This window comes from Sphingobacterium pedocola (assembly GCF_015209965.1).
GTDB lineage: Bacteria > Bacteroidota > Bacteroidia > Sphingobacteriales > Sphingobacteriaceae > Sphingobacterium > Sphingobacterium pedocola.
In genome coordinates, this window is sequence record NZ_MU158689.1 from 1662827 (window position 1) to 1685065 (window position 22239).

General features: G+C 43.5%; 16 protein-coding genes. 6 read left to right on the forward strand and 10 right to left on the reverse strand.

Annotated elements, in window-relative coordinates:
* Positions 1-3 precede the first annotated feature (3 nt).
* Genes C4F40_RS06985 through C4F40_RS07000 form a run of 4 tightly spaced genes read right to left on the reverse strand, consistent with a single transcriptional unit; the run spans position 4 to position 7066 of the window.
* A complete protein-coding gene (locus tag C4F40_RS06985) occupies positions 4-711 on the reverse strand; it encodes a DUF4998 domain-containing protein (RefSeq protein ID WP_196938625.1) in 708 nt (235 codons plus the stop codon).
* Between the two features lie 27 nt (positions 712-738).
* Positions 739-1932 (reverse strand): DUF5000 domain-containing lipoprotein, encoded by a 1194-nt coding sequence (locus C4F40_RS06990; RefSeq protein ID WP_196938626.1) that lies wholly within the window; start codon positions 1930-1932, stop codon positions 739-741.
* Between the two features lie 35 nt (positions 1933-1967).
* Positions 1968-3875 (reverse strand): RagB/SusD family nutrient uptake outer membrane protein, encoded by a 1908-nt coding sequence (locus C4F40_RS06995; protein WP_196938627.1) that lies wholly within the window; start codon positions 3873-3875, stop codon positions 1968-1970.
* Positions 3876-3922: 47 nt separating this feature from the next.
* A complete protein-coding gene (locus tag C4F40_RS07000; protein WP_196938628.1) occupies positions 3923-7066 on the reverse strand; it encodes a SusC/RagA family TonB-linked outer membrane protein in 3144 nt (1047 codons plus the stop codon).
* A gap of 376 nt (positions 7067-7442) precedes the next feature.
* On the opposite strand from C4F40_RS07000, the gene C4F40_RS07005 reads away from it, so the two are divergent.
* Entirely contained in the window at positions 7443-11387 is a 3945-nt protein-coding gene (locus tag C4F40_RS07005; protein ID WP_196938629.1) for a hybrid sensor histidine kinase/response regulator transcription factor, read from the forward strand.
* A gap of 294 nt (positions 11388-11681) precedes the next feature.
* Here C4F40_RS07005 and C4F40_RS07010 read toward each other — a convergent pair whose 3' ends face one another.
* On the reverse strand, positions 11682-11876 hold the full coding sequence (locus C4F40_RS07010) for a hypothetical protein (RefSeq protein WP_196938630.1): 195 nt from the start codon (positions 11874-11876) through the stop codon (positions 11682-11684).
* 1 nt (position 11877) lies between these two features.
* A complete protein-coding gene (locus C4F40_RS07015) occupies positions 11878-12378 on the reverse strand; it encodes a hypothetical protein (RefSeq protein ID WP_196938631.1) in 501 nt (166 codons plus the stop codon).
* Between the two features lie 257 nt (positions 12379-12635).
* Between C4F40_RS07015 and C4F40_RS07020 the strand changes: the two genes are divergently transcribed.
* Both C4F40_RS07020 and C4F40_RS07025 read left to right on the forward strand, forming a co-directional pair.
* On the forward strand, positions 12636-13826 hold the full coding sequence (locus C4F40_RS07020) for an exo-beta-N-acetylmuramidase NamZ family protein (RefSeq protein ID WP_196938632.1): 1191 nt from the start codon (positions 12636-12638) through the stop codon (positions 13824-13826).
* A 34-nt stretch (positions 13827-13860) separates the two neighbouring features.
* The gene (locus C4F40_RS07025; protein WP_196938633.1) at positions 13861-16275 is read left to right on the forward strand and encodes a TonB-dependent receptor domain-containing protein; all 2415 of its coding nucleotides are present in this window, start codon (positions 13861-13863) and stop codon (positions 16273-16275) included.
* Positions 16276-16302: 27 nt separating this feature from the next.
* Here the strand turns inward: C4F40_RS07025 and C4F40_RS07030 are convergent, their stop codons facing one another.
* Together C4F40_RS07030 and C4F40_RS07035 are read right to left on the reverse strand one after the other, a co-directional pair.
* Positions 16303-16884 (reverse strand): NAD(P)H-dependent oxidoreductase, encoded by a 582-nt coding sequence (locus tag C4F40_RS07030; RefSeq protein ID WP_196938634.1) that lies wholly within the window; start codon positions 16882-16884, stop codon positions 16303-16305.
* Between the two features lie 63 nt (positions 16885-16947).
* Positions 16948-17514, reverse strand: a complete 567-nt coding sequence (locus C4F40_RS07035; protein ID WP_196938635.1) for a Crp/Fnr family transcriptional regulator — start codon at positions 17512-17514, stop codon at positions 16948-16950.
* A 1427-nt stretch (positions 17515-18941) separates the two neighbouring features.
* Here C4F40_RS07035 and C4F40_RS07040 point away from each other — a divergent pair.
* Complete coding sequence (locus C4F40_RS07040) at positions 18942-19514, forward strand: Crp/Fnr family transcriptional regulator (RefSeq protein ID WP_196938636.1); 573 nt, start codon at positions 18942-18944, stop codon at positions 19512-19514.
* A 4-nt stretch (positions 19515-19518) separates the two neighbouring features.
* On the opposite strand, the gene C4F40_RS07045 is transcribed toward C4F40_RS07040, so the two are convergent.
* On the reverse strand, positions 19519-19809 hold the full coding sequence (locus tag C4F40_RS07045) for a hypothetical protein (protein WP_196938637.1): 291 nt from the start codon (positions 19807-19809) through the stop codon (positions 19519-19521).
* Between the two features lie 195 nt (positions 19810-20004).
* Here C4F40_RS07045 and C4F40_RS07050 point away from each other — a divergent pair, with 195 nt between their 5' ends.
* Together C4F40_RS07050 and C4F40_RS07055 are read left to right on the forward strand one after the other, a co-directional pair.
* Positions 20005-20283, forward strand: a complete 279-nt coding sequence (locus C4F40_RS07050; protein ID WP_196938638.1) for a hypothetical protein — start codon at positions 20005-20007, stop codon at positions 20281-20283.
* 171 nt (positions 20284-20454) lie between these two features.
* Positions 20455-20787 carry a hypothetical protein gene (locus C4F40_RS07055; protein WP_196938639.1) on the forward strand — a complete coding sequence of 111 codons (333 nt, stop codon included), beginning with the start codon at positions 20455-20457 and terminating at the stop codon, positions 20785-20787.
* A gap of 62 nt (positions 20788-20849) precedes the next feature.
* On the opposite strand, the gene C4F40_RS07060 is transcribed toward C4F40_RS07055, so the two are convergent.
* Positions 20850-22232: a RagB/SusD family nutrient uptake outer membrane protein gene (locus C4F40_RS07060; RefSeq protein ID WP_196938640.1), complete on the reverse strand. Its 1383-nt coding sequence runs from the start codon at positions 22230-22232 to the stop codon at positions 20850-20852.
* Positions 22233-22239: the final 7 nt, after the last annotated feature.

Sequence of the window (22239 nt, forward strand, 5' to 3'; positions counted from 1 at the left end):
AAACTATTTTGCTGGAGGTAATTTTATCGGTTCAGACCATTCCGTGTAAAATAAGTCGAGCGCATTTTCTTCAGGCAAGAAATAAGAACGGTAGACAAATTCATCATCCCGCGCCTTGGCATAAGTTCCTACATTTTCAATGTCCCTGACAACTGATAGTTCATTTCCGAGCGCATCAATGTATTTCAATTCTACCTTAACCAGTTGATCCGATGGTGCAGCCCACTCAATTTCAAATCGGTCATCAAAATGTGCTAAACTTTTTATACTTCTATTGAGAATCGAATTTTGAAAATCCGCGCCATACGAATTCCCAAAGGTACTCACCTCCAAAGACCGGTTGCCATGTGAGTCATAGTTAACAATGTAAAAAGAATACGCCGATTCAACTAAATCAGGTATCGTCACCTCGATCGAATCAAGTCCTGCCGAAATATCATATTGCTCCAGATCAACTTTTAAGGAATCATGCTTATCATTCCAATAAATGGTACTGTGCTTGAGATTGTGGCCGTTAAAATACCTCAGCTTCATGGTCACCTTTCCTTTACCGGCAAACACGGTCACCGAATCCACTATAGGAGCATATACACGCTCTCCATCTTTGATATACTCTTGGTGTATATCCATAAAGTTATCACAAGACAAGCTTATTACCAGACATAGCGCAATACCAACTGTACAAACTATACGTGTTATTTTATTTTTCATCACTATTTCTTCATTATAAGTTATTAATTAATTTCCCATTCCCTGACCAAAGAAATCTACTTCAGCCGGGTGGCAAAAGGTCGTCACACTCCAGGTTCCCGTTACCTTCAACCTGAAATATCGAAAAGCTTGCATTTCGAAGGGCACTTCGAAATCAAAAGCTATTCCAAATGCGATATCTTCCGGTGTCACATCAGTTCCTCCTATACCTGATGGCTTGATGATTTCACATTCTTTAGGCGTCTGCAGGGGTGTCCATTCGTCCCAATTACCGTCTGCCGAAGGAGCGTCCACGCGTCCGTATACTTCAAACGTTTTGATGTTGCCCCAGGAGAAAGCATGCCCCCAGTACTCACGATTGGTTACTACAAACCGGCTCATCTTAACCCGCTGTCCCATATCGACGGTAAACGAAGCCGGCATCGTCCCATTGTTCGAATGGCCAAATGTCCGCCAATCGTCGTCAATTAGATATTCCACCCTTCCGCCATGAAAATTAAAATCAGTGTCGTTGTTCAACACGATCATGCGCATGCTGCCTTTAGGTATTTTTTCTTCAAACAGGGGTGTCAATGTTTTTCCGCCCGCTGGATAAATGGTATCGGTAAAATTGTTATACCTGTCTCTTAAAACAATGGCTACCGGAATTTCCTCATCCGGATAGCCCCGTATGGTATGACTCATTTGTTCCGAAGAACTGACCATTATTTTTGAAAGCCTCAGTACACCTGTCGAATCCGGTGCGTACATCTCAAAAGTTATGGGCGCTCTATCTACATTACGCCATTGAAACCGAGGGCCACCGAAGTCTGGAATGATCTGTACCGTTTCTTTTACCGATGTGATCGGAGACTTTTTAGGTGTAAACGAGATGGCAACAGGCTCCGACTCTTCTAGGGCTCTATTTACGGTAATCAACCGTGCCGCCTGTGTCTCTTGGTTATCATACCCCTCCAACACAATGACATTGTCGTACACGGACACAAATGTAGACACCTCTTTACCATTTCTATCGTATACCGCTTTGACGCCCAGTATATTATTGTCATCCGGCATCTTAAACCTCACCTCTGCACCGCCCGGCATCGGTTTTACGGACACATCAGAAACCGAGCCCGGCTTGCCTGTACTCGCTGATATCGGCAGGTTTTCTTTCTTTGCACACCCTGAAAAAGATAAGACTATCAAGGTTAGAAATAAATATATGATTATACTTTTCATACTCAATGCTATTTAAAATTAAAACTTATACCTAACTACCATCCTGGATTTTGCACTAATTTCGGATTGTTTATAATTTCATATTCCGGCACCGGTGCAAAGTAATCCTTGTGTGCGAACTTCTGATTAAACAAGGTTTGCACCTCGTAATATTCTATAGCCTCCTGACGTAGCACGTTCCATCCTTTGAGCGAACGATTATAATCTCTTATCGCCGTTTTCCATCTTCGCGCATCCCAATAGTTCTCGCTTTCCAGGGCCAATTCAATATTTCTTTCGTGTTGTATGATCTCCCGCATGCCGGCTTTGCTCGACGGCTTATTCGGATTTTTGCTATAAAGCCGCCAGCTTTCTTCTACAGAGCGGAGGCCTGCACGGTCCCGCACCAAATCTATCCATTGATACACCTCTGCATCAGGGCCTGATTTAGATTCGTTCAGTGCTTCGGCGTACAGTAAGTAGAGGTCCGAGAGTCTCATCTCCGGATACCCGTAGGATTCGGCCGCAAACCGGTGTTGCTCCGTAAATCCAGAGTTTACGGAAACTAGCTTTTTAGCAAAATACCCCGTAGACGAATAATTATTTGGGTTGTACATCGACGAATATTCATTATATCTGGCTTGGATCGTTGGCGCATTTTCGTCCGATTTTTCCCAATCATTGTGGCCCACGAAATTATACCACTTGCCCCTATCAAAGCCCAACGATGCGTAAAACCTGTTCTCCCGGTAGTAATTCAGCTTAGCTGTTTCCCCGCCGCCGGCGATATTGTAGGTTTTCCATGAAGAAGAATTTGACATTCTTTCAAATCGGCCTTCATAATCAAAATTTGTATCTTCAGAAATAGGAACACCATTCTCGGTATAAAACATCTCGGCAACATTAATCGTCGGCGAATACCATCCCGAGGTAACTCCCTGAGAAACCTGTCTTAGGTGAGGAATCATATAGTCTTGATACGTACCGTTAATTAGGCTCTGCGTATTAGTCCATATGACTTCATGGTTAAATCTTAGGCTCACGGCACTGCGATAAGCCATCTGAATTTTACTATCATCCGATAACGAAAAATTATTTACCACATCATTTGCCATGTATAAAGCGTGCCCCGCATGATGGCAAATATCGATGGCCTCTCTACAGGCATCTGCCGCTCTGTTCCACAGTTCTGGTCTAACCTGTTGATTGAAGAATGGCCTTCCCTCCGAATCTTTAAAGTTGGCGTAATCTGTATTACCATTAAACAACGGGCTTGCCCATGTTACCAGTACCTTTGCACGCACAGCCATGATGACAGGCAACGTTATTCTTCCGAGCTCTTCCCTGGGATTGCTGATCGTGGTGGGCAATGATTTTTCTTCCGCCAATCGATCTAAGATGCCTAGGATATATTCAAAGCATTCATCCACCGTCTGCCGCTCTTGACGAACGACATCGGTATCCTCCGAAACATCCATAAAACTATCTACGGTATGGATCGGCCCATAATACCGTAGTAAAAAGAAGTGATAGTATGCCTTCAGAAATTCGACTTCGGCAATCCATCGTTTTCGCTCTGCATCTGTCAGGTCCATTACTTTATGGATGTTTGCCAGAAAAACATTGCAATTGTTAATGCCATCCCAAAGCTTCTTACCGCCATTTCCACCTCCCCACATATTTATCTGATGATTGGCAGCAGTCTGTGCGCCGCGTGCAATTAGCATACTCGTTTGAAGCATGGCCCTTTGGTGCATAAACTCCCCGGACCCCATATAAGCCGGACTAGCATTTGGGTTTGCCGAGCTTGGCATATACCAATAGCAATTGCCTAAAAAACTTTCAGCTGTATATCGATCAGAGAAAGCATGATCTATTGTAGCAATATTGTCGGGTACCACCTCCAAATAATTGCAGGAAGAACTATACACCAATACGGAGCATATCACTATAAATTTATACATTCGTTTCATTGTAAATATTTTAATATTATGTTGTCAATTATAAAATACTAGAATCCCACGCTAACCCCTATATTGATGACTCGCTGCACCGGATATCCCAATCCATTTCCAGCCATCTCCGGATCCCACAGCTTGAACCTACTGAACGTCAACAGATTCGTTCCATTTGCATACACCCGGAAAGTCTCCATCTTAAGTCTTGAGAGCAGGCCAGGGGGCAACGTATACCCTATTTCAGCAGATTTTAAGCGGATAAACGATGCATCCTGCATGAACCAAGTGCTCCTTCTATTGTTATTTTCGACAACGGTACTAGACAGCCTAGGCCATAAAGCGTATACATTCCTGTTATCTTCCGACCAGTGGCTATCGGCAAAAGCATTTAGTAAAGCATTGCTTCCTGTAGCTCCTTCCGCGTTATTTATAAAGGGAGACACGTTGTTAACATCGATCCAGAACGACTGTCGGCCTGACCCTTGAAAAAACACCGAAAAATCCCATTTTTTATTACCCGTCGAGATACCGAAACCATAGTTAATTTCAGGAGAGTTCGGATGACCGATAGGAACCATATCCAGATCTGAAATTTTTCCATCGTTATTTACATCACGGTATCTAATATCCCCCGCCATATATTCACCAAATTGTACCGGCGAGTTTTTGACCTCATAATCATCCACAAATAAACGCTCGGCAATATGTCCCCACTCCTGTCCAATAGGTTTTCCAATCCGGGAGCGCCATGGCGTGTCGGCATAGTCCGGTTCTTCCCACTTGCTTACTATGGCTCGGGCAAACGTAAAAGTACCGCGCCCGGTAATCCACCAGCTAGGCGTGATATTGTGTTGGTAGTTCAGCTCCATATCCATCCCTTTAGATGTCGCCTCTCCAATATTTGCTTTCACTGCAGGCTCTATGCCCAACGCACCGGGCATAATCCGGGTTAACAAAATATTGCTTCGGCGTTCGGTAAAATAATCTGCAATAACCGTAAAATTGTTTTTGAGTCCCAGCTCCAGCCCAAGGTTCATTTTATATGCAACTTCCCATCCTATGCGCGGGTTAGCGTAGCGAAGCGTCGTTACACCATCGGTGCCGTAGTCCAAATCTCTTCCGAACAAAGCGCCCTTGTCTGGATCATTCATCTTAACACGGGACAGGTAATAGAACCTATCGTCGGCACTACCAATCTGTTCGTTTCCGACAAGGCCATACGTACCCCTGAGCTTTAACATATTGATACCGCTGTTTAGCTTATTAAAAAACTGTTCGTTAGAAACAATCCAAGCCAAACCGAAGGAAGGAAAGAATCCCCATCGATGCTCTTTGGAGAAACGTTCTGAACCATTATAGCCAAAATTTGTCTCTAGAAAATAGCGTGAATCATAGTTGTACGTAAATCTACCCGACAAACCCAAATTACGGCTTGGCAGAGACTTTTGAAGGTCATCGTCATTATTGGTTGTCAGATAATCCCGCATAATAAAGACCAACAGCCCGCTCACATTATGTTTATCTGCGATGGTCTTATTATAATTTGTTGCCGTTTCCAAATACGTCGTACGATTGATAAATCGAGAGCCATTACTATAATCTATCCACTCGCTTCCATCTCTAGGATTTATCCTTAGTAACTCATATTCACCCGTCATTTTATTATACCTTTTATCACTCATGGAATAAAAGAAAGGCTTATACTGTCGCGAAATATCAAATTCTGAGTATCGATTTGTATTAAAAAGAAGCCGGGCAGATAGCCCTTCTGTCCAAGCGCTCAAATCTTGCTTTAATTCCAATTGCGCCGACATCAACGTTTTACTATAGTTTTTGTAACCCTTCAACATTTCTGCATACGGGTTCAAGAAATTTCCTTCGCCATAGTTTCCAAAGAGAATGTGATTGGTGCTTCTATTTGCTGCGTCAGGTTCGTAATATGGCTTAAAAAAAACGGGATTGGTCCGTAGCACATTTCGGTATACTTCCGCCCCGCCCGTTAATGGCCCCGTGTAATCATCAAACGTGCCACTCATCCGCAATACCGCTTCCGTGGTCTTCGTGAGATTCATATTTACATTTGAGCGTAGGGTATATTTTTTAAGGTCGATATTCGAATTGAAATTGTTTCTGGAATCCATCCTAAGATTACCATTGTCTTGCATAAACGATCCCGCAACATAATATCGTGCTATTTTTCCACCACCACTTATACTGGCATTTACGCGTTGGTTCATCGTGACCGGCTTTAGCATGGTCTCGTACCAATCGGTAACCGGGTATAGGTCAGGGTAAAGGCCGCGTTCGGTCATTGTGATCTGTTCCTGATGATAAGGAAGAACAGCGAGCGGATCCCGTGTTGACACAGCTTCATTCCCTAGTCTCATATAGGAGATCGGGTCTGCTAAACCAATTCGCTCTGTAGGAGCCGACCAAGAGTTTTCCATCCTTATATTGAGTTTTGCCTTCCCCTCCTTGCCTTCTTTGGTGGTGACCAGTATAACTCCGTTGGCGCCACGTGCACCATACAACGCTGTCGCGGCAGCATCTTTCATAATAGAGAAACTAGCAATATCGTCCACATTTAGGCGCCCCAGATCATCAGCCCCCAGCTCGACATTATCAATCAGTATCAGTGGGTCTTTCTTCGATTCCGCACCAAACGATGTGATGCCCCGAATAAAAAAGCTCGCATTGTCTTGCCCAGGTTCTCCGCTTTGTTGATAAGAGATCATCCCTGCTATTCGTCCCGAAAGTGCTGTTGTTAAGTTGCTTGAAGGAACCCTCAGCTCTGAAGGCCGAATAGTTGTGATAGCCGATAGCACCGACTCCTTTTTTTGCTTTGCAAAGGCTACAACGGTTACATCTTCGAGTTCATCCGCCTTTTTTTGCATAACGATCTGAAGGGTCCGTTGGTTGTTGACCGGCATTTGTACGGTCTCCAGTCCTAAAAACGTAAACTCCAAAACGGCATTTGGAGAAAGCCTTTCTAAAACAAATTCCCCTTTTACATTTGTCACCACGCCCCCAGATTCACCTTTTGTAATAACTGTTACCCCGTTTAATGGTTGACTATTTTCGTCCACAACTCTTCCCGCTACACGTATCGTTCCTTGCGCCTGTGCTTTTGAAAACTGTAAAAATAGTCCAATCATAGTCAGCCATAGAACTAGCCAACACGATAAATTTCTTTTCATCTTTGATTACTTTTTGGTTAAAATTGTTCACATTAGATCACAGCACCTCTAAATAAGGTACTTTACCAAATCAAATGAATACCTTGTATCCACCCTGATTCTTATACTACATTATCATTCATTCTGCATGAGCTTTTTTTCTCTTGTGAGAATACTACGTGTGGAAATAGGTGTTCTTTCATCATGTTTATTTTAGTTAGTTATCCAATTGGTTATTGCAGAGGTGCATCCTCATGGTTACAAAAGTCCCGATTATTTACATGAATTACGTTCAATATCATCCAAGAATATTGTATTTTCTTCCAAAAAGCAGTATCAAAGGTTATAACAGGACAGATATTATATATATTTGCCGTTAACCAATGAAAATTATGATATGATTAGAAACCTGTATCTATTAATCTGTTTTGTGCTGCTATTTTTAAATCAAAGCACCGCTCAACAATTTTTCCCTAGGTTCAGATACCTTACATCGGATGATGGGTTATTTGCCAATATGATACATTTTATCACACAAGACCAACGTGGCTATATGTGGTTTGCAGCGTATAATGGAATATCGAGATATGATTCGAACAAATTCATCAATTATCTCGACATCGACAGTCACAACGGTGCGCCAACTCATATTTCAACAATTAGCACGATAAACGGGGATTTATGGATAGGATCAGCAGGCTTTCTGTACAAGTTCGATTATATCAAATCCAGTTTCGAACGCCTAGATGTGCATATGCAATCGCTCGGATTTATATCTTCTATTGTGACGGACTCGTCTGGCAACATCTGGATCGGTTCAGAAGACAAGGGGTTATGGAGTTACCATATCAAGTCAAAAAAGCTCACGCATTATGCTGACATAAAAGAAGTACAAAAAGTACTCTGTTACGGAGGGAACGAAGTACACGTTATTTCGCGCAAGGGCAACATCTACATTTTCAAGAGACAACACAGTTCGTTTGAGGAAATTTACAAGATTAACACGCCTACTCCCACGATCACTTCTGCTTCATTAGATCGGCATGGCAATATCTGGCTGGGTGATAAAACGGCCGGAGTCTTTTGTTACCGTCAATCCGACAACAAACACATTCACTACCCTTTAAAAAATAACGGGGTACCCATAGAACGAATCCATTCGATCATCGAGTACGACCAAAAACAAATCATGATCGGCTCAGATGATGGAATAACGATCCTAGACAAAAGTACGGGCAGTCATTTTACGGTAGGTGACAACAGTAAGGCCAATCAATCCCTGGCACTCAATAACCGGTTTGTCTATCCGCTATATAAAGATAAAGATGATGGTGTTTGGATAGGGACGTATTTTGGTGGCGTAAACTATTTAGGATCCAATAAGAATAATTTTTACACCCTATCAAAACAAAAGGCCAGTGAAATAAATATGGGGCAGGTAATCAGTCGCTTTTGTGAAGATGCTAAAGGTAATATCTGGATCGGAACAGATGATGGCGGACTTTACCACTTTAACCCCAAGAGCCATCACTGTCAACGCATATATATTGGCGGACAGAATGAACCACTTAATATCCATGCGCTTTATTGTACGGAAAACACATTATGGGTCGGAACCTATCAGCGTGGGCTTTACAAATACGACATTAAAAGTGGCACCACACAACACCATGCCCAACCAGAGAGCATATACTCTATTGCCGAAGACCGCATGGGACGCCTCTGGATCGGCACCCCGCAGGGACTTTACTTTTTAAAAGACGGGCAAAACCAATTTATCGCTGCTTCAGCTCCAAATGAATTAATCTATGTCGACAATCTCAAAACAGATGAGCAAGACCGTATATGGATGGTATCTGATAACCGCGGGCTGTCAGCCTTAGATATCCATACGCTCCAAATCACTCATTATGACCAAGATCTAAAGGAATATACAAAAAGTTTGGTTGACGTGCAGACGATTCATCATCTGGATGATAAGTTATGGCTCGGTATCGATCAGAAAGGACTAGCTTTCATGGATTTAAAAACGATGAAAATCAGTTCCATTAAATTACATTCGCCCGCTTTTGCCCATGCCTCTTTTCAATATATCACCTCTTCCGACAAGAATAAGTTATGGATCACTACTTCTTCTGGATTATTTCGCTATAAAATCGACAAGAACACCCTCGATCTGTTTAACAAAGATGATGGGTTAGAAACGGAACGCTTCAATCCCAATGCCGGTTTACGGACTGCAGACGGAACCATATACATAGGTGGCTATCAAGGTTTTAATTACTTCCATCCTAAAAAAATCGTTGAAAACGCCGTATTTCCCAAGGTTCGCTTCACCGATTTCCAACTCTTAAACACCGCAAAAGGAGAAAAAAGCCCCTTGCTCAATGAACACATTGTATTGCGAAATACACAGACCATGTTCAGCATCGACTTCTCTTCCATGTACTACGCCTCCCCTTCTAAAATACGGTACAAATACATGTTGGAAGGCTTTGATAAGCAGTTTATTGAAGTGGATCAGGGAAGAGCTCACTATACCAACGTTGCACCAGGAGATTATGTCTTCAAGGTAGTAGCCACAAGTAGCTATGGCCAATGGGATGAGAATTACACTACCATGCGCATTACGGTGCTGCCCCCCTGGTGGAATACACTCTCTATGCGCATCTTATATATTGTTATATTATTGACGTTGGCTTCTTTTTTTATCATCAATAGACAAAAAAAGATAAAAAAACGCAACGACGAGCAACTCCATAAACTACAACAGGAACACGATCAAAAGATCATTGAGTCAAAGATGGAGTTTTTCACAGCTATCGCCCATGAAATCAGAACGCCTGCCACCCTGATCTCCACCCCGATCGAGGTCATCATGAATACCAGTGATCTTCCTTCCGTGATACGCGAGGACATGGAAATCATCTATAAAAACAGCAACAGGCTCATCCAATTGATTAATCAGGTATTGGATTTTCGTAATATTGAATACGGGTACAACCTCATCAACTATACCCAAGAAGATATCGGCAAGTTCATCTCCGAACAATTGGATCAATATAAAAAATACTGTGAGAATCACAAAATTGCGCTTAATCTCTATTTGCCAGAAAAGGATGATCATCTGATCGGGTTCATAGATCAAGATATTGTCGCCAAGATTTTTAACAACCTGCTATCTAATGCCGTTAAATATACCAAAGATACCATTGATGTCTTCTTGGATGACTATGACAGTGGATTTACACTGAGTGTACATGATAATGGAAAAGGCATTGCACGTAAAAATCTTCATCGGGTCTTTGAGCCTTTCTACACAACTTCTACCCAAAAGAGAAGTACTTCCAAGGGGTTTGGGATAGGTTTATCGCTCGTCTCGAAACTCATCGAAAAAATAGGGGGAGAAATTCACCTGGATTCGCAAGAAAACCTGTATACTAGATTTACCGTGATCATACCCTTTGGTACAAGTAGCACTGATAGCGTTGAAAACACAGCACTTAATCTAGAAATAGCGTCGCTAGCGGAGAATCCGACCACCCCATTTGAAGAACAGGAAAACGCTGTTGTATACCCGGATTCGATAAAAAACGAAACGATACTATTGGTTGAAGATGATGAGGATCTCGCATTATATCTAGAAAAACAGATTGGCAAGCGTTATCAGATTCTACGTGCCGAGAACGGTAGAAAAGCACTTGAGATCCTATCAAATCATCCCGTAAACTTGATTGTCAGTGATGTATCCATGAACGAAATTGACGGTTTTGAATTATGCAAAAAAATCAAAGAAGACATCAATTTATGCCACATTCCTATTATTCTGTTAACAGCACAGACAGACGTACACTCTCAAATTAAAGGCGTCGAAAGCGGGGCGGATGTTTACCTTACCAAACCCGTGTCCCTCAGCTTTCTGTATGCGCAGATAAATGGAATGCTACAGAAACGCAAGCAACTCATCGAATTACTAACCAGCAACCCGAAAACAATCTTACAAAGTATTGTTGGGCACGATGAGGACAAGAAGTTTATCAACCGTATGGAAGAAATCATTATCGACAACTTATCCAATACCAATTTTTCGGTCAATGAGCTCGCTCAACAGATGTACGTCAGTAGGTCAAGTCTGTATACCAAGGTAAGCGCCATATCAGATTTAACACCTAACGAGTTTATTAATCTGATCCGACTTCGCAAAGCAGCACAGTATTTAAGCAAGGGAGAGTACAAAATTAACGAGATATGCTACTTGGTCGGATATAACAGTCCCTCCTATTTTACGCGGTGCTTTGTGAAGCAGTTTGGTATTTCACCCAAAGAGTATAAAGCGACATAATCGTACCAGGTCGATCATTTCAAGATCTTGGGAGATGGAGGTACTGTACTCCTTATTTCCTTCTGCCCCAGGCTACGAATGCCGCAAGGAGCAAGACGATGTTACTACGATGTCGCAGATACTTACACGTCAGAACGCCGATTACGACGCGGCAGTCTTTTCACAAAGTATAGTAAGATCGCCACACCTTCGTGCCTCAGGTTCGCGATGACGACAATGTTACTACGATGTCGTTACCACTTGCTCGTCAGAACGAGGAATACGACGCGGCAGTCTTCCCGTCTAAATAAATGTTTATTTCCGATAGCCTATGTTCCACAGCAACAGTCCCGCTCTAATTTCGGCTACACGGCCTTTAGCATCAAATTTGTACTCGTAAGTCGCTGAACCATCTTCAATTGTACTGCCTTCCGATTGCAGTGATGCCTTTATTACATTATTTGTATTAAAAATATCTGCTGCCGCGGTTGCCTGGTACGGATATGGCATTCTACCTGTAATTATACGGCGCTTCGAATGTCCCGTCGGTGATGTTAATGACCTGATCTGCATCCGATAGCAAGCGTCCGGAAAACGTTCCCTTTACCCCGTAATATCCCAATTCGGTTACGCGTAGCTCAAAGAAACCCCCATCCCGAGTTGATGTAAATTCAGCTCCGCCAGCAAAAGTGGCTGACGAGTAGTTCGCGTGCAATTCGCTGTTCGCCGACGTGTACTGCCCCCCTTCCTTTACTTCGTCGTGCACCAGCTGAAAGTCCAGGACCGGCGGCCGGTCGTTCGGTCCAGGTTCTCCCGATCCGTAAATGGTTACAAAATGAACGATCTCCTCAGACGGCGGATCATTTCCACTGACATGCGCATCATGCTTCATCTCCTGACCGTTTAACTTAAAATGGACAAATCCTTTTATACGGTCCGAGTCTTCTCTATCTTTCTTACATCCGAAGAATAACACCGAAAGAAGCACCGTAAAAACTACATATCTATTCATATTCCAAGTATATAAACTATCTTAATATTATCCTAGCGAATTACATGCCATATTTTATCAGTTGATTAACGCGGAATGCCCACATGATCGGTTTTCATGCGTTTTCTTGCGGATTTGATTTTTTATTTCTTATCTTACGGCAGGTTTTGAGCGCTAGTTTAACTCGTCTGTCCGGTTCAGCTACTCATAGCGGGACATAGATATCCTTCTAAAAGAGTGCATTAAGCTGCAAAGACCCTATTTTAAGTACAATAATTATGATGAAAACCCCCTTTTCGATTCTGTTTTGCGCGATCATGCTTATCGCAACCTCCGCCGTTGGCCAAATCCGTACCGGAGCCGAACAGACCTCCGCATACGTGAGCTACCTCAAAGGTAAACGGGTCGGTATGGTCGTCAACCCCACATCACGGATAGGCAATAAATCCATCGTGGATAGTCTTCTGGGGCTTGGTGTCAATATTGTGAAAGTATTCGGTCCCGAGCATGGCTTTCGGGGCGATGTGGGCGCAGGGGTAAAAGTAAGCGATGCCGTTGATCCGCTGACTGGCATCCAGGTCGTATCGCTATACGGCAAGACCAATAAACCGACCAAGGCCATGTTGGCCGATGTAGACGTCATGGTCTTCGATATCCAAGACATCGGCGTGCGTTATTTCACCTATATCGCTACGATGCACCGGGTTATGGAAGCCTGTGCGGAGCACGGCAAAGAACTATTGATACTGGATCGGCCTAACCCCAACGGTTACTTTGTAGACGGAAATATACTCGATATGGCTTTTAAATCCGACATCGGTATGCATCCGGTCCCGATCGTCCACGGCATGACAGTTGGCGAATACGCACAGATGATCAACGGAGAAGGCTGGCTGGCGAATGGCATCAAATGTAAGATCAAGGTGATCCCCATGGCGAATTACAGCCGCGATATGGAATACCTGCCACCGGTAAATATGTCGCCCAATATCAATACGTATCAGGCCATATTGCTTTATCCATCCACCTGCCTTTTTGAAGGCACCATACTCAGTGAAGGACGCGGCACCCAATTTCCCTTTACCGTTACCGGGAGCCCGGCATTAAAGGGGATCTATTCCTTTTCGTTTACGCCCGTGGCGATCAAAGGCATGAGTGCTACACCGATCTATATGGGCGAGGAGTGCTTTGGCTTGGATCTGCGCAATGTTGATCCGAAAAAGTTAAGGCAGTCTAAGAGCATAAACCTTTCCTGGCTAATCGAACTATATCAAAAATATCCCGATCAGAAGGTCTTTTTCGACAAGAAGCAAAGTAAGGAAATCGTTCCCTTTGAAAAACTGGCCGGCGGAAATACGCTCAGGGAACAGATTGAGGCCGGCCTTACGGAAGATCAGATCCGCAAGAGCTGGGAACCCGGTTTGCGCCAATACAATGAAATGCGCAAGAAATACCTGATTTATCGCTAACGTGATCGGCAGGCTTTTATTAACACCTTGCGTGTTGTATTTTTTATTAATTGGTTTACTAACTGTTCTGGCACCGAGTGCTTACGCACAAGGTACTGAACACGTTGTTTCTGGAACCATAGTCGATGAAAGCAGGCTTCCCCTATCTTCCGTCACGGTGGCTTTACAGGATGTAGACCAACAGACGGTGTTCCGCACCGCCACGGATAGCGTGGGCCAGTTTAGCCTTCGCTACGGAATTGCCGGCCGGTACAGCCTCGTCATCAAACACATCGGATACCGGGATTATCAATCTCCGCCATTTGAATTGGCTCGGATCCATCTGGATACGATCCCCCTTTCCGCGGTCGAAAATCGGCTCGAAGCCGTAGACGTAAAGGGTAAGGCAAAGGTATTGGAGATCAATGGCGGGACGATTAGCTACAACGTCGAAAATACGATTGGCGGGCAGGATGTATCCGCATTGGAGGCGCTAAAACGTGCACCCGGTGTACATGTCGAAAATGAAAGCCACATTACGCTGAATGGCAAAAGCGGCGTACAGATCCTGCTGGACGGGCGGCAGACCTTTCTCTCCGGCGCAGAACTCACCGATCTCTTAAAATCCCTATCGTCCAACAATATCAAATCGATCGACATCATCAATAGCCCCAGCGCGAAGTACGATGCGACTGGATCTGCCGGCATCATCAACATCCGCACCAAGAAAAACCAGGTAATCGGCACCAACGGAACAGTAACCACTGCCGTAGCCTATGGGGTTAGTCCGAAGCAGATCCAGAATATCATCCTGAATCACCGGGTAAACAACATCAATGTCTATGGCAGCTATAGCCATACCTTGGGCAACTACAATTACCTATACGGAACCAACCGGACACAAAACGGCAAATCGTACGATAGCCATACGGACGATGTCGACAAGCGCCAAAAAATGTCGACCCAGATCGGTGTGGATTACGTTCTGAATGCTAAAAACACCATTGGCTTTCTGGCGAATGGCAACTTTATTTTTGGAGGTGGGATTACCGATACACATACGGATATAAGAACGCTGCCTTCCAACGCAATAGAAGAATCACTTGAAGCGATCAATGACTACTATGGACAGCGCACCGGCCGTTATAACTTCAATGTCAATTACAAATTTGAAGACACATTGGGGCATGTCTTGAATGTCGATGCCGACTATGGTATTTTCGACAAGTGTAATAAAAACTTACAGTCGAACACCTACCGTGATAACCAGGAGGTGCTAACCAGCCAAAACCTGTACCGTACGCTTAACGGCATAGCGATCAGTTTAAAAGGGATTAAGCTCGATTATTCCATGAACCTGTGGAGGGGGAAATTCGAATCGGGTTTAAAGTACTCGCAGGTAGGTTCCGTTAATGATTCCCGGTTTTACCATGTCGACCAAGGGCAAGATAGCCTTGACAACCGCCGCTCAAACGACTTTCAATTCGACGAACGCATCTCCAGTGCCTACGTGGACTATAAGCAACAAATAGACAAATTTTCGTTCCAAGCGGGTTTGCGGATGGAACTATCCGATTCAAAAGGCAGGCTCACTTATCAGGAAAGCAGTTCGGCGGTAGACGACAACATCAACCGCAAGTACACCAATCTATTTCCCTTTTTCTCCGTTACGCTGCAGCCCACGGAGCACCAGAACCTGTCGCTATCCTATGGGAAGCGCATCGAGAGGCCCGCTTATCAGGATTTGAACCCCTTTATCTATATGCTCGATGAGCTTTCTTTCTGGCAAGGAAATCCATTTTTAAACCCCGAGTTGACACATCGCTTAACCCTGTTGTATTCCTTAAAGAGTTCTACCGTTGTTTCCTTCAATTTCGCCTACACGGATCAATTTAATGCGCGCGTAACCGATACGCTGGAGCGTGATAAAATTGTGATGATCAACCGGAATGTGGGTACACAGAAGCACTCGTCTTTGGCGCTCACCCAGCATGTTACGCCAACCCCCTGGTGGGATGTGACGTTTAATGGCTTGCTGTATTTCATCCAGAACAGCGTTTCGCTCGATCAGTACCGAAATTTCGATCTACAACAGCTCGCGGGGCGTGCCAGCGTACTGCAAAGCTTTCGGCTGCCCTTCAAGATGAAGGCTGAGGTATTTGCTAGCTACAATTCAAACCGGCTTAGCGGCGCGAATACGTTTAGCAGAGCCGTCAGTCAGGTAGACCTTGCGCTGCAGAAAACGTTAATGAAAGAAAAGGCCACGCTGCGGTTTGCGGTGACCGATATCTACAAAGGCAACCAAAGCAGAAGTACCCAAAGCTTTCCGGGTTTTGAATCCGCCAGTTACGGGTATTATGAATCGCGGCAGGTCAGGCTTAGTTTCAGTTATAAATTTAACCGGGGCACATCAAAAGCGCAGCGCACCCGCAACTCGGCGTTGGAAAGCGAAAGCGGACGGATCAAGTAAGCATTCCCTTCCACCCGAAAGCTATCGTTACTTTAGCCCCGCTCCCAGCCACTTCGCTTTATCCAGCAGCTTTTGCCTACTCTTCTCGTCCGAGTTCCGCATCACGCTCAGGTACGTGACGCCTACCGGAGTGACACCGCAGAACTCCAGTACGGCCCGTTTTAGCTGATTGACACTCGGACGGCCAAACATCAACCTGTAGACCCATCCCGGCTGGTCCAACGTCGTGATGATGCGTGCAGACTTACCCTTGAGGAGTTTGTCCCACCATACAGAATTATCGCGGTATCGGAAGGCCATGCCCGGTAGGAATAGCCGATCAATAAATCCTTTCGTTATTGCCGGTAGGCCGCCCCACCACACCGGATGGATCCAGACCAAGTGCTCGGCCCAACAAATCGTTTCCCAGGCACTGAGCAGATCAGGCTCCAGCTCCATCCTTTTCCGGTAACCGTATTGCAGGTTGGGGTTGAAATCCAACTCCGCTACCGTGATTACCCTTACCTCCGCACCAGAAGCTCTTGCTGCGTCTATATAGGCCTGCGCGATAGCTACATTGAAGGCCTCACTATTTGGATGGCCATTTATGACCCCTATTTTCTTTGTCATGCTGTATCTATTTTTAATACAACAAAATTAGCGGAGCAATGCTTCCAAACGCAGGACAAATGTCTAAAACGTCATTTCTTTCCGGATACGGCTCAGATGCCGTTGCGTAACACCGAGGTACGAGGCCAGATACTGTAATGGGATCTGCTGGATGTATTGAGGCTGATTTTCTAGTAGCGACAGGTAACGCTGCTTTGCACCATCCCGTTGGAGCTGAAAAAACCGTTTTTCCAATTCGAGGTACTCGTGTTCTGCATTTAGTTTTAAAAATTTCGTCCAGTTGCTATTATCTGTTACCAGCTCTTCCAACTTCTTTTTGTGGATCACCAAAAGCTCTGCGTCGGTAATGGCCTGCACAGTTTCTACACTCGGCTGTCCGGTCAGAAAAGCCGAATACGGCGCCATCAAGCTATTCGGGAAGCGAAAACAAAACGTATGATCGACCCCTGTTTCAGATAGGTAAAACGATCGGAATATTCCCGAACAGACGAAAGCGATCAGTTTGCAGGGTTCGCCCTCTACGACTAAGCATTCGTTTTTATTTAGCTTTCGGTATTCAAAAAGTCGGGCAGCAGCTTCAATCTCTTCTTCACTAAATAAATTAAAACTGTTGAAATACGTTCTTATCATAAGATCCTGATCAAGAAAAACCAAAGCTAAACATAAGCAACGATTTCTAGGCTTTTTGTTGCTCCGTTCTTGTATGTTTCTTGGTCTTTTGTTGGGTGTTTGTTGTTCATAGACTGGGTAGTGCCTTTGCAGAGACAGGCTTGGGCTTGGGTTAAGCTAGGCTTATCCTTGGGTCGGGCTAGGTTTATTCTTGGGTTGAGCTAGGCTTATTCTTGGGTTGGGCTAGGCTTGTTCTTGGGTTGAGCTAGGCTTGTTGTTGGGTCAGGCTAGACTCTATATAGTTGATGAAATCGAGCGTCATACCTAAGAGATGCATAATAATTTACACATGCACTATTAGATCACATTAATACAGTTAACCAATTGGCATATTGACTATTTAACATATAAATATAGAAATTCTATATCACTTAAAAAGCTTAGTTTAAACACGTTTAAAACGCGGTACGATCAAGTTAAAAAATAATAAAACCAAATTAGTATAAAATTATAAACGTTACATTTATAAATGTTTACAGCACTTCATCTAAACTATTAACATATACACATTCATAAAATAAAGCATAACAAGCCATTTTCGGAGTAATCTGTTAAGCATAATTGTAGTTGCTTCCCCGTCACCTGTCACTTGCATCCATACATCTACTATATGGTTTGGTAACTTCCGCAGAAATCTCATAATCAATCCTGTTAGTTCATTTCCAAATTAGATAGAATTGGCTTAGGAAACATGTAATTTGAATTGAAGAGGCGTCTACTTGAAAAAAGAAGGTCATTCAAATAAAAATTACCCCCCCCGAATTGGTATCTCTAGAGACACCAAAACACGCTATACTCGTTCCCTATCTTTGAAAAGTGAGATCCAAAATTTTCCAAAATGAGCAATGACAAATGAAAACGAAGTAGCAAGACGCAACACTTATTGCATAACGAAATGACTAAACGACCGAATATTGCGCCCCAGGGGCGCAGATTCTCGAAATTTGATTATCTATTTTTGAATAGAATGTTTGACGAGATGGTAAGAGAAATGACTTAAAATGAGACAAAATGCAAAAATGCGTTATAAATAGCATGTTTAAAGCACCGGATACACGCATTTTGATTTCTATCTTTAAAATTCATAAAATGGGTAACAGCTTTCCAAGGATTGGGCAACTATTATAGATTTTTAGTTATCTATTTTTGAGCGGTAAGGTTCGCTATCTCATAAACACGAAAGCAAAGCGATTCAAAAAGTCATCTATGTTGACGTACATTTTGGAATAACCTCACAAGGTAAACCGAATTTTAGGGGTAGGCAAATGGGATTACAGGGGTAGGCAAATGGCATATTGTGGCACTAACTAGATACCCAACAGCAAATTGGTAAATTTGAAAGACAACATAAACAGATATTGAATGGTAGATTTTACACAGAAAAAACTATGGAGCAAACAAAAGTATATCAAGAATTAAAAGCGTTATTAAGCCGTTATCGAAATCCCAGCGATGAATTGTTGCGGGAGATATTTCCTTTCGTCAGTGCCAGAACTTATGAAGCTAAAGACCTGCTTACGCAGGTAGGTGAGATTTCGAACCGGCTTTGCTTAATCACCGAAGGAGGTGCAGCGGCGTACAAAACAGTAAAAAGCGAACGGAAGCTTGTTGCTTTATGGAAAGAAGGTGATTTGATTATCCATGCCCAGAGTGCACTCGCGGTGAAGAAAAGTGACGTGCAGATCGTATTCCTCACACATTCCACGACAATCGAGATCAGCAATAAGGATCTCATTAATCTACGGCAGCAGAACCCCGAGATGAGCCGGTATTTTGATCACTTTCTTGCCGACGATCTGCAAAAGATGAGCGATCATGTCTGCTGGCTTAAAGGCACGAAGGCCGAGCAGCGTGTCATTGATTTTGGAGATAACTATAAGTTACTGGCTACGCTCCTTCCAGAAGAGCAGAAAGCTTACTATCTGAACATGAGCCTACGTTGGTATCAAAAACTAAAGTAATGTTTCATGTATTACTTGCCCGCTTCCGTTCGATGACGTCTATATAGTTGTTATAATTCGTCTTGGTCCATTTCGTCAGGTGGTATCCATTGCAATACGAGCAGAAATATACCCTGCTTTGCGCTATTTTACCGGCGCGATGTTTGAGCCGCGATCCGTCAATCTTATTCCGGCGGATTATCGCAGACCATTTCAGCTTGATGATCGTTAGCCTCGCCTCCGTTTTAGTATCGAACGAAACCTTACCCGTCGCACGGCACTTTCTTATTGATCTGTTTGTTTTCTCTTCTTCCATAATCTAATCGTTTAATGGTTAAAAATTCGCAAACTGCGTTAAAACCTAAATTTAAGGAAAATAGATCGGGTGGCCCTTCCACTATGCATTAATTCATAGCTTTTGTGAATTAATTCATATGATTTATGAAGTAATTCATTAAGGTTGCGCATTTATTCGCTGTTTCTGCATCGCTTTATGGTATACCTTGCCTCCATGAAACGTACCCGATATATCATGCTCCTCTGCATCCGGATTTTCCAGAAGCTCTTTCCACCGTATGGTGGTCGTTCATCCGCGGAATTAAACTTGCGTGTACCGCCTGTGGATCCGGCCCAATCGAGCAGCATCGGTGTCGGTCATAAAAAATCAATTCGGCTGTGGCGAGCTTTTCTCTCATTAGTCGCTGCACCGGTCTATCATATCTTTCTGGTTGTTCATAAAAGGTTTCCAAGAAAGTTTGCCCCTTTCCCGGGTAGGCCGGTATGGATATAAATTATGATACGTGCCGATATACCCCGTAAAAAGTATATCCGGGGCTTAATGATCACTCCACCCCGTTAAAGATGGAAGGGAGATCAATACAATTACAAAGTTTTTTAAGGCAATCTTTTTTTGCTTAAAGTCAGTTTGACGCGTTCATACCGATAAAAAAAGACCACAAAAATGAATATCAAAAATATTCTAAAAAACAATGCAATGGTGCTTATCGCCTTTGCCACTATTACAGGATTTTCAGTTTCTAAAGCTGATACAAACGAATCTGACGGAAAAGTCACTGTTAAAGCGCAGGATGACCTTCATTGGTACGTTCGGGATTCAAACGGACAATATTCAGAATTTACGCCTTCGCCTGGTCAGGAGAACGTAGAAGATATCTGTCCGACTCCGGGCCCACAGATTTGTGCTCTAGGATTTGAATCTGAGATGAATCCGAGTGAACTCAGTGATTCCGATGAAGCCAATTCCGCTGATCAGCGGTACAAACCTGCAGATTAAAATAGTAACATCAGCAACAAAAAGCCCCCTATAAGAATCACATCTTATAGGGGTGTCTTTTTTTAAGGCGAATTGAACGCCCTTACTTCCGGAGGTAGAGGCCATACGTATCGTGCGTCATTAGGAAGTATTTCTATTTTCGTCCCGTTAATCGTTCTGCTTTGAACAATGCCAGCTCCTTCTATATTTAGCCTTCTAATATCTGTCCATCGTAAACCTCTAAATACCAATTCTTTCCTTCTTTCTTCAAATACCATTTCCAACGCCTCTTCAGCCGTGGCAACTTTTAACGGTACAAATGCATCCGTTTTGTTCCAACGCTTCTCTAACAGCCGGTTCAATAAGTCTATACTTTCATCTAACAGTCCCCCTCTCGCATAACATTCTGCTAAGATCAGATAGAGTTCTGATGTCGCAACACCTGTAAAAAAGTAATCGTCACCATTGTAACTTCCTTTATAAGATACCGTACCATTCGAATTGTTTTTAAAAAACGCATCGCGACGCAAATCCCCTGGCTTGTATAGCGTCAATAAATCAGGCTGTACCAAAGCAAAGAAATCTCGAGTCGGATAGCTGGAACCTCTGCTACCCACCATATTGCAGGCAAATATAATCTCTGGATTTTTGAGATGTACAGTACTAAAAGTATAGCTAAGACCGGTGTTTAGGGTATTATAATCCAAAAGTTCATCACCTACACCGAGCGCACTTTCTGCAAATATCCTCGCCTGCGCAAAATCCTGCATCGTAAGATATACTCTTGCCAACAGACCTAGTGCTGCATGGCCTGAAGGTCTTGTTTTAGGAAACCTAACTTGGCTCCCCATTAATTCAACACTCCGTTTCAAATCATCAATGATCACCGTGTAAACTTCTTCCAAACTAACCCATTTGTTTGGCGTATTGAAATCTGCGCTTTCTCGCAGTGGGATTCCGGGTAACGTGCCAGCTTTTTCTGCCTCATACGGGGGGGCGAAGACTTGAGCTAGTTGATAGTAAGCATGAGCTCTATAAAATAAAGCGCTTCCATACAAATAATTGTACTCATCAGTATGGCTTATCGACACATCGGTAGCCTTTAGTTTATCCAATACCACATTAGCATAGAAAACAGACAAATAGGGCCAACGCCAGCTGTATTCTTCCATTCCCTCATACGGTTCTGTACTCCAGCTATAATAATTTTGCATCTGCTTTGCCAGCACGCTGTTAAAGGTTTGATCCGTCACATAATAGCTATCCGCACCAATCTCCCCTAGATTAGGAACAGGGCCTCTCCCAGAGGTTCCCATTCCATTCATGTCCCGATCTTGATCTAGGACAGCCTGTAGTTCTGCTAATGTGGTAGGAACCACATCCGATTTATCGGGTTTCTCACTGAGAAACGCTTCCTTACTACATGAAAAGAAAGCAATAACAACACATATATAAAGAATTCTCATGATTTGA

What these genes read in the sequence shown, in the direction of transcription:
- C4F40_RS07040 (WP_196938636.1), top strand. Translation starts at nt 18,942, where the DNA reads ATGGAGCAAACAAAAGTATATCAAGAATTAAAAGCGTTATTAAGCCGT.
- C4F40_RS07005 (WP_196938629.1), top strand. Translation starts at nt 7,443, where the DNA reads ATGATTAGAAACCTGTATCTATTAATCTGTTTTGTGCTGCTATTTTTA.
- C4F40_RS07060 (WP_196938640.1), bottom strand. Translation starts at nt 22,232, where the DNA reads ATGAGAATTCTTTATATATGTGTTGTTATTGCTTTCTTTTCATGTAGT.
- C4F40_RS07030 (WP_196938634.1), bottom strand. Translation starts at nt 16,884, where the DNA reads ATGACAAAGAAAATAGGGGTCATAAATGGCCATCCAAATAGTGAGGCC.
- C4F40_RS06995 (WP_196938627.1), bottom strand. Translation starts at nt 3,875, where the DNA reads ATGTATAAATTTATAGTGATATGCTCCGTATTGGTGTATAGTTCTTCC.
- C4F40_RS07020 (WP_196938632.1), top strand. Translation starts at nt 12,636, where the DNA reads ATGATGAAAACCCCCTTTTCGATTCTGTTTTGCGCGATCATGCTTATC.
- C4F40_RS07000 (WP_196938628.1), bottom strand. Translation starts at nt 7,066, where the DNA reads ATGAAAAGAAATTTATCGTGTTGGCTAGTTCTATGGCTGACTATGATT.
- C4F40_RS06985 (WP_196938625.1), bottom strand. Translation starts at nt 711, where the DNA reads ATGAAAAATAAAATAACACGTATAGTTTGTACAGTTGGTATTGCGCTA.
- C4F40_RS06990 (WP_196938626.1), bottom strand. Translation starts at nt 1,932, where the DNA reads ATGAAAAGTATAATCATATATTTATTTCTAACCTTGATAGTCTTATCT.
- C4F40_RS07015 (WP_196938631.1), bottom strand. Translation starts at nt 12,378, where the DNA reads ATGAATAGATATGTAGTTTTTACGGTGCTTCTTTCGGTGTTATTCTTC.
- C4F40_RS07050 (WP_196938638.1), top strand. Translation starts at nt 20,005, where the DNA reads ATGAAACGTACCCGATATATCATGCTCCTCTGCATCCGGATTTTCCAG.
- C4F40_RS07045 (WP_196938637.1), bottom strand. Translation starts at nt 19,809, where the DNA reads ATGGAAGAAGAGAAAACAAACAGATCAATAAGAAAGTGCCGTGCGACG.
- C4F40_RS07055 (WP_196938639.1), top strand. Translation starts at nt 20,455, where the DNA reads ATGAATATCAAAAATATTCTAAAAAACAATGCAATGGTGCTTATCGCC.
- C4F40_RS07035 (WP_196938635.1), bottom strand. Translation starts at nt 17,514, where the DNA reads ATGATAAGAACGTATTTCAACAGTTTTAATTTATTTAGTGAAGAAGAG.
- C4F40_RS07010 (WP_196938630.1), bottom strand. Translation starts at nt 11,876, where the DNA reads ATGCCATATCCGTACCAGGCAACCGCGGCAGCAGATATTTTTAATACA.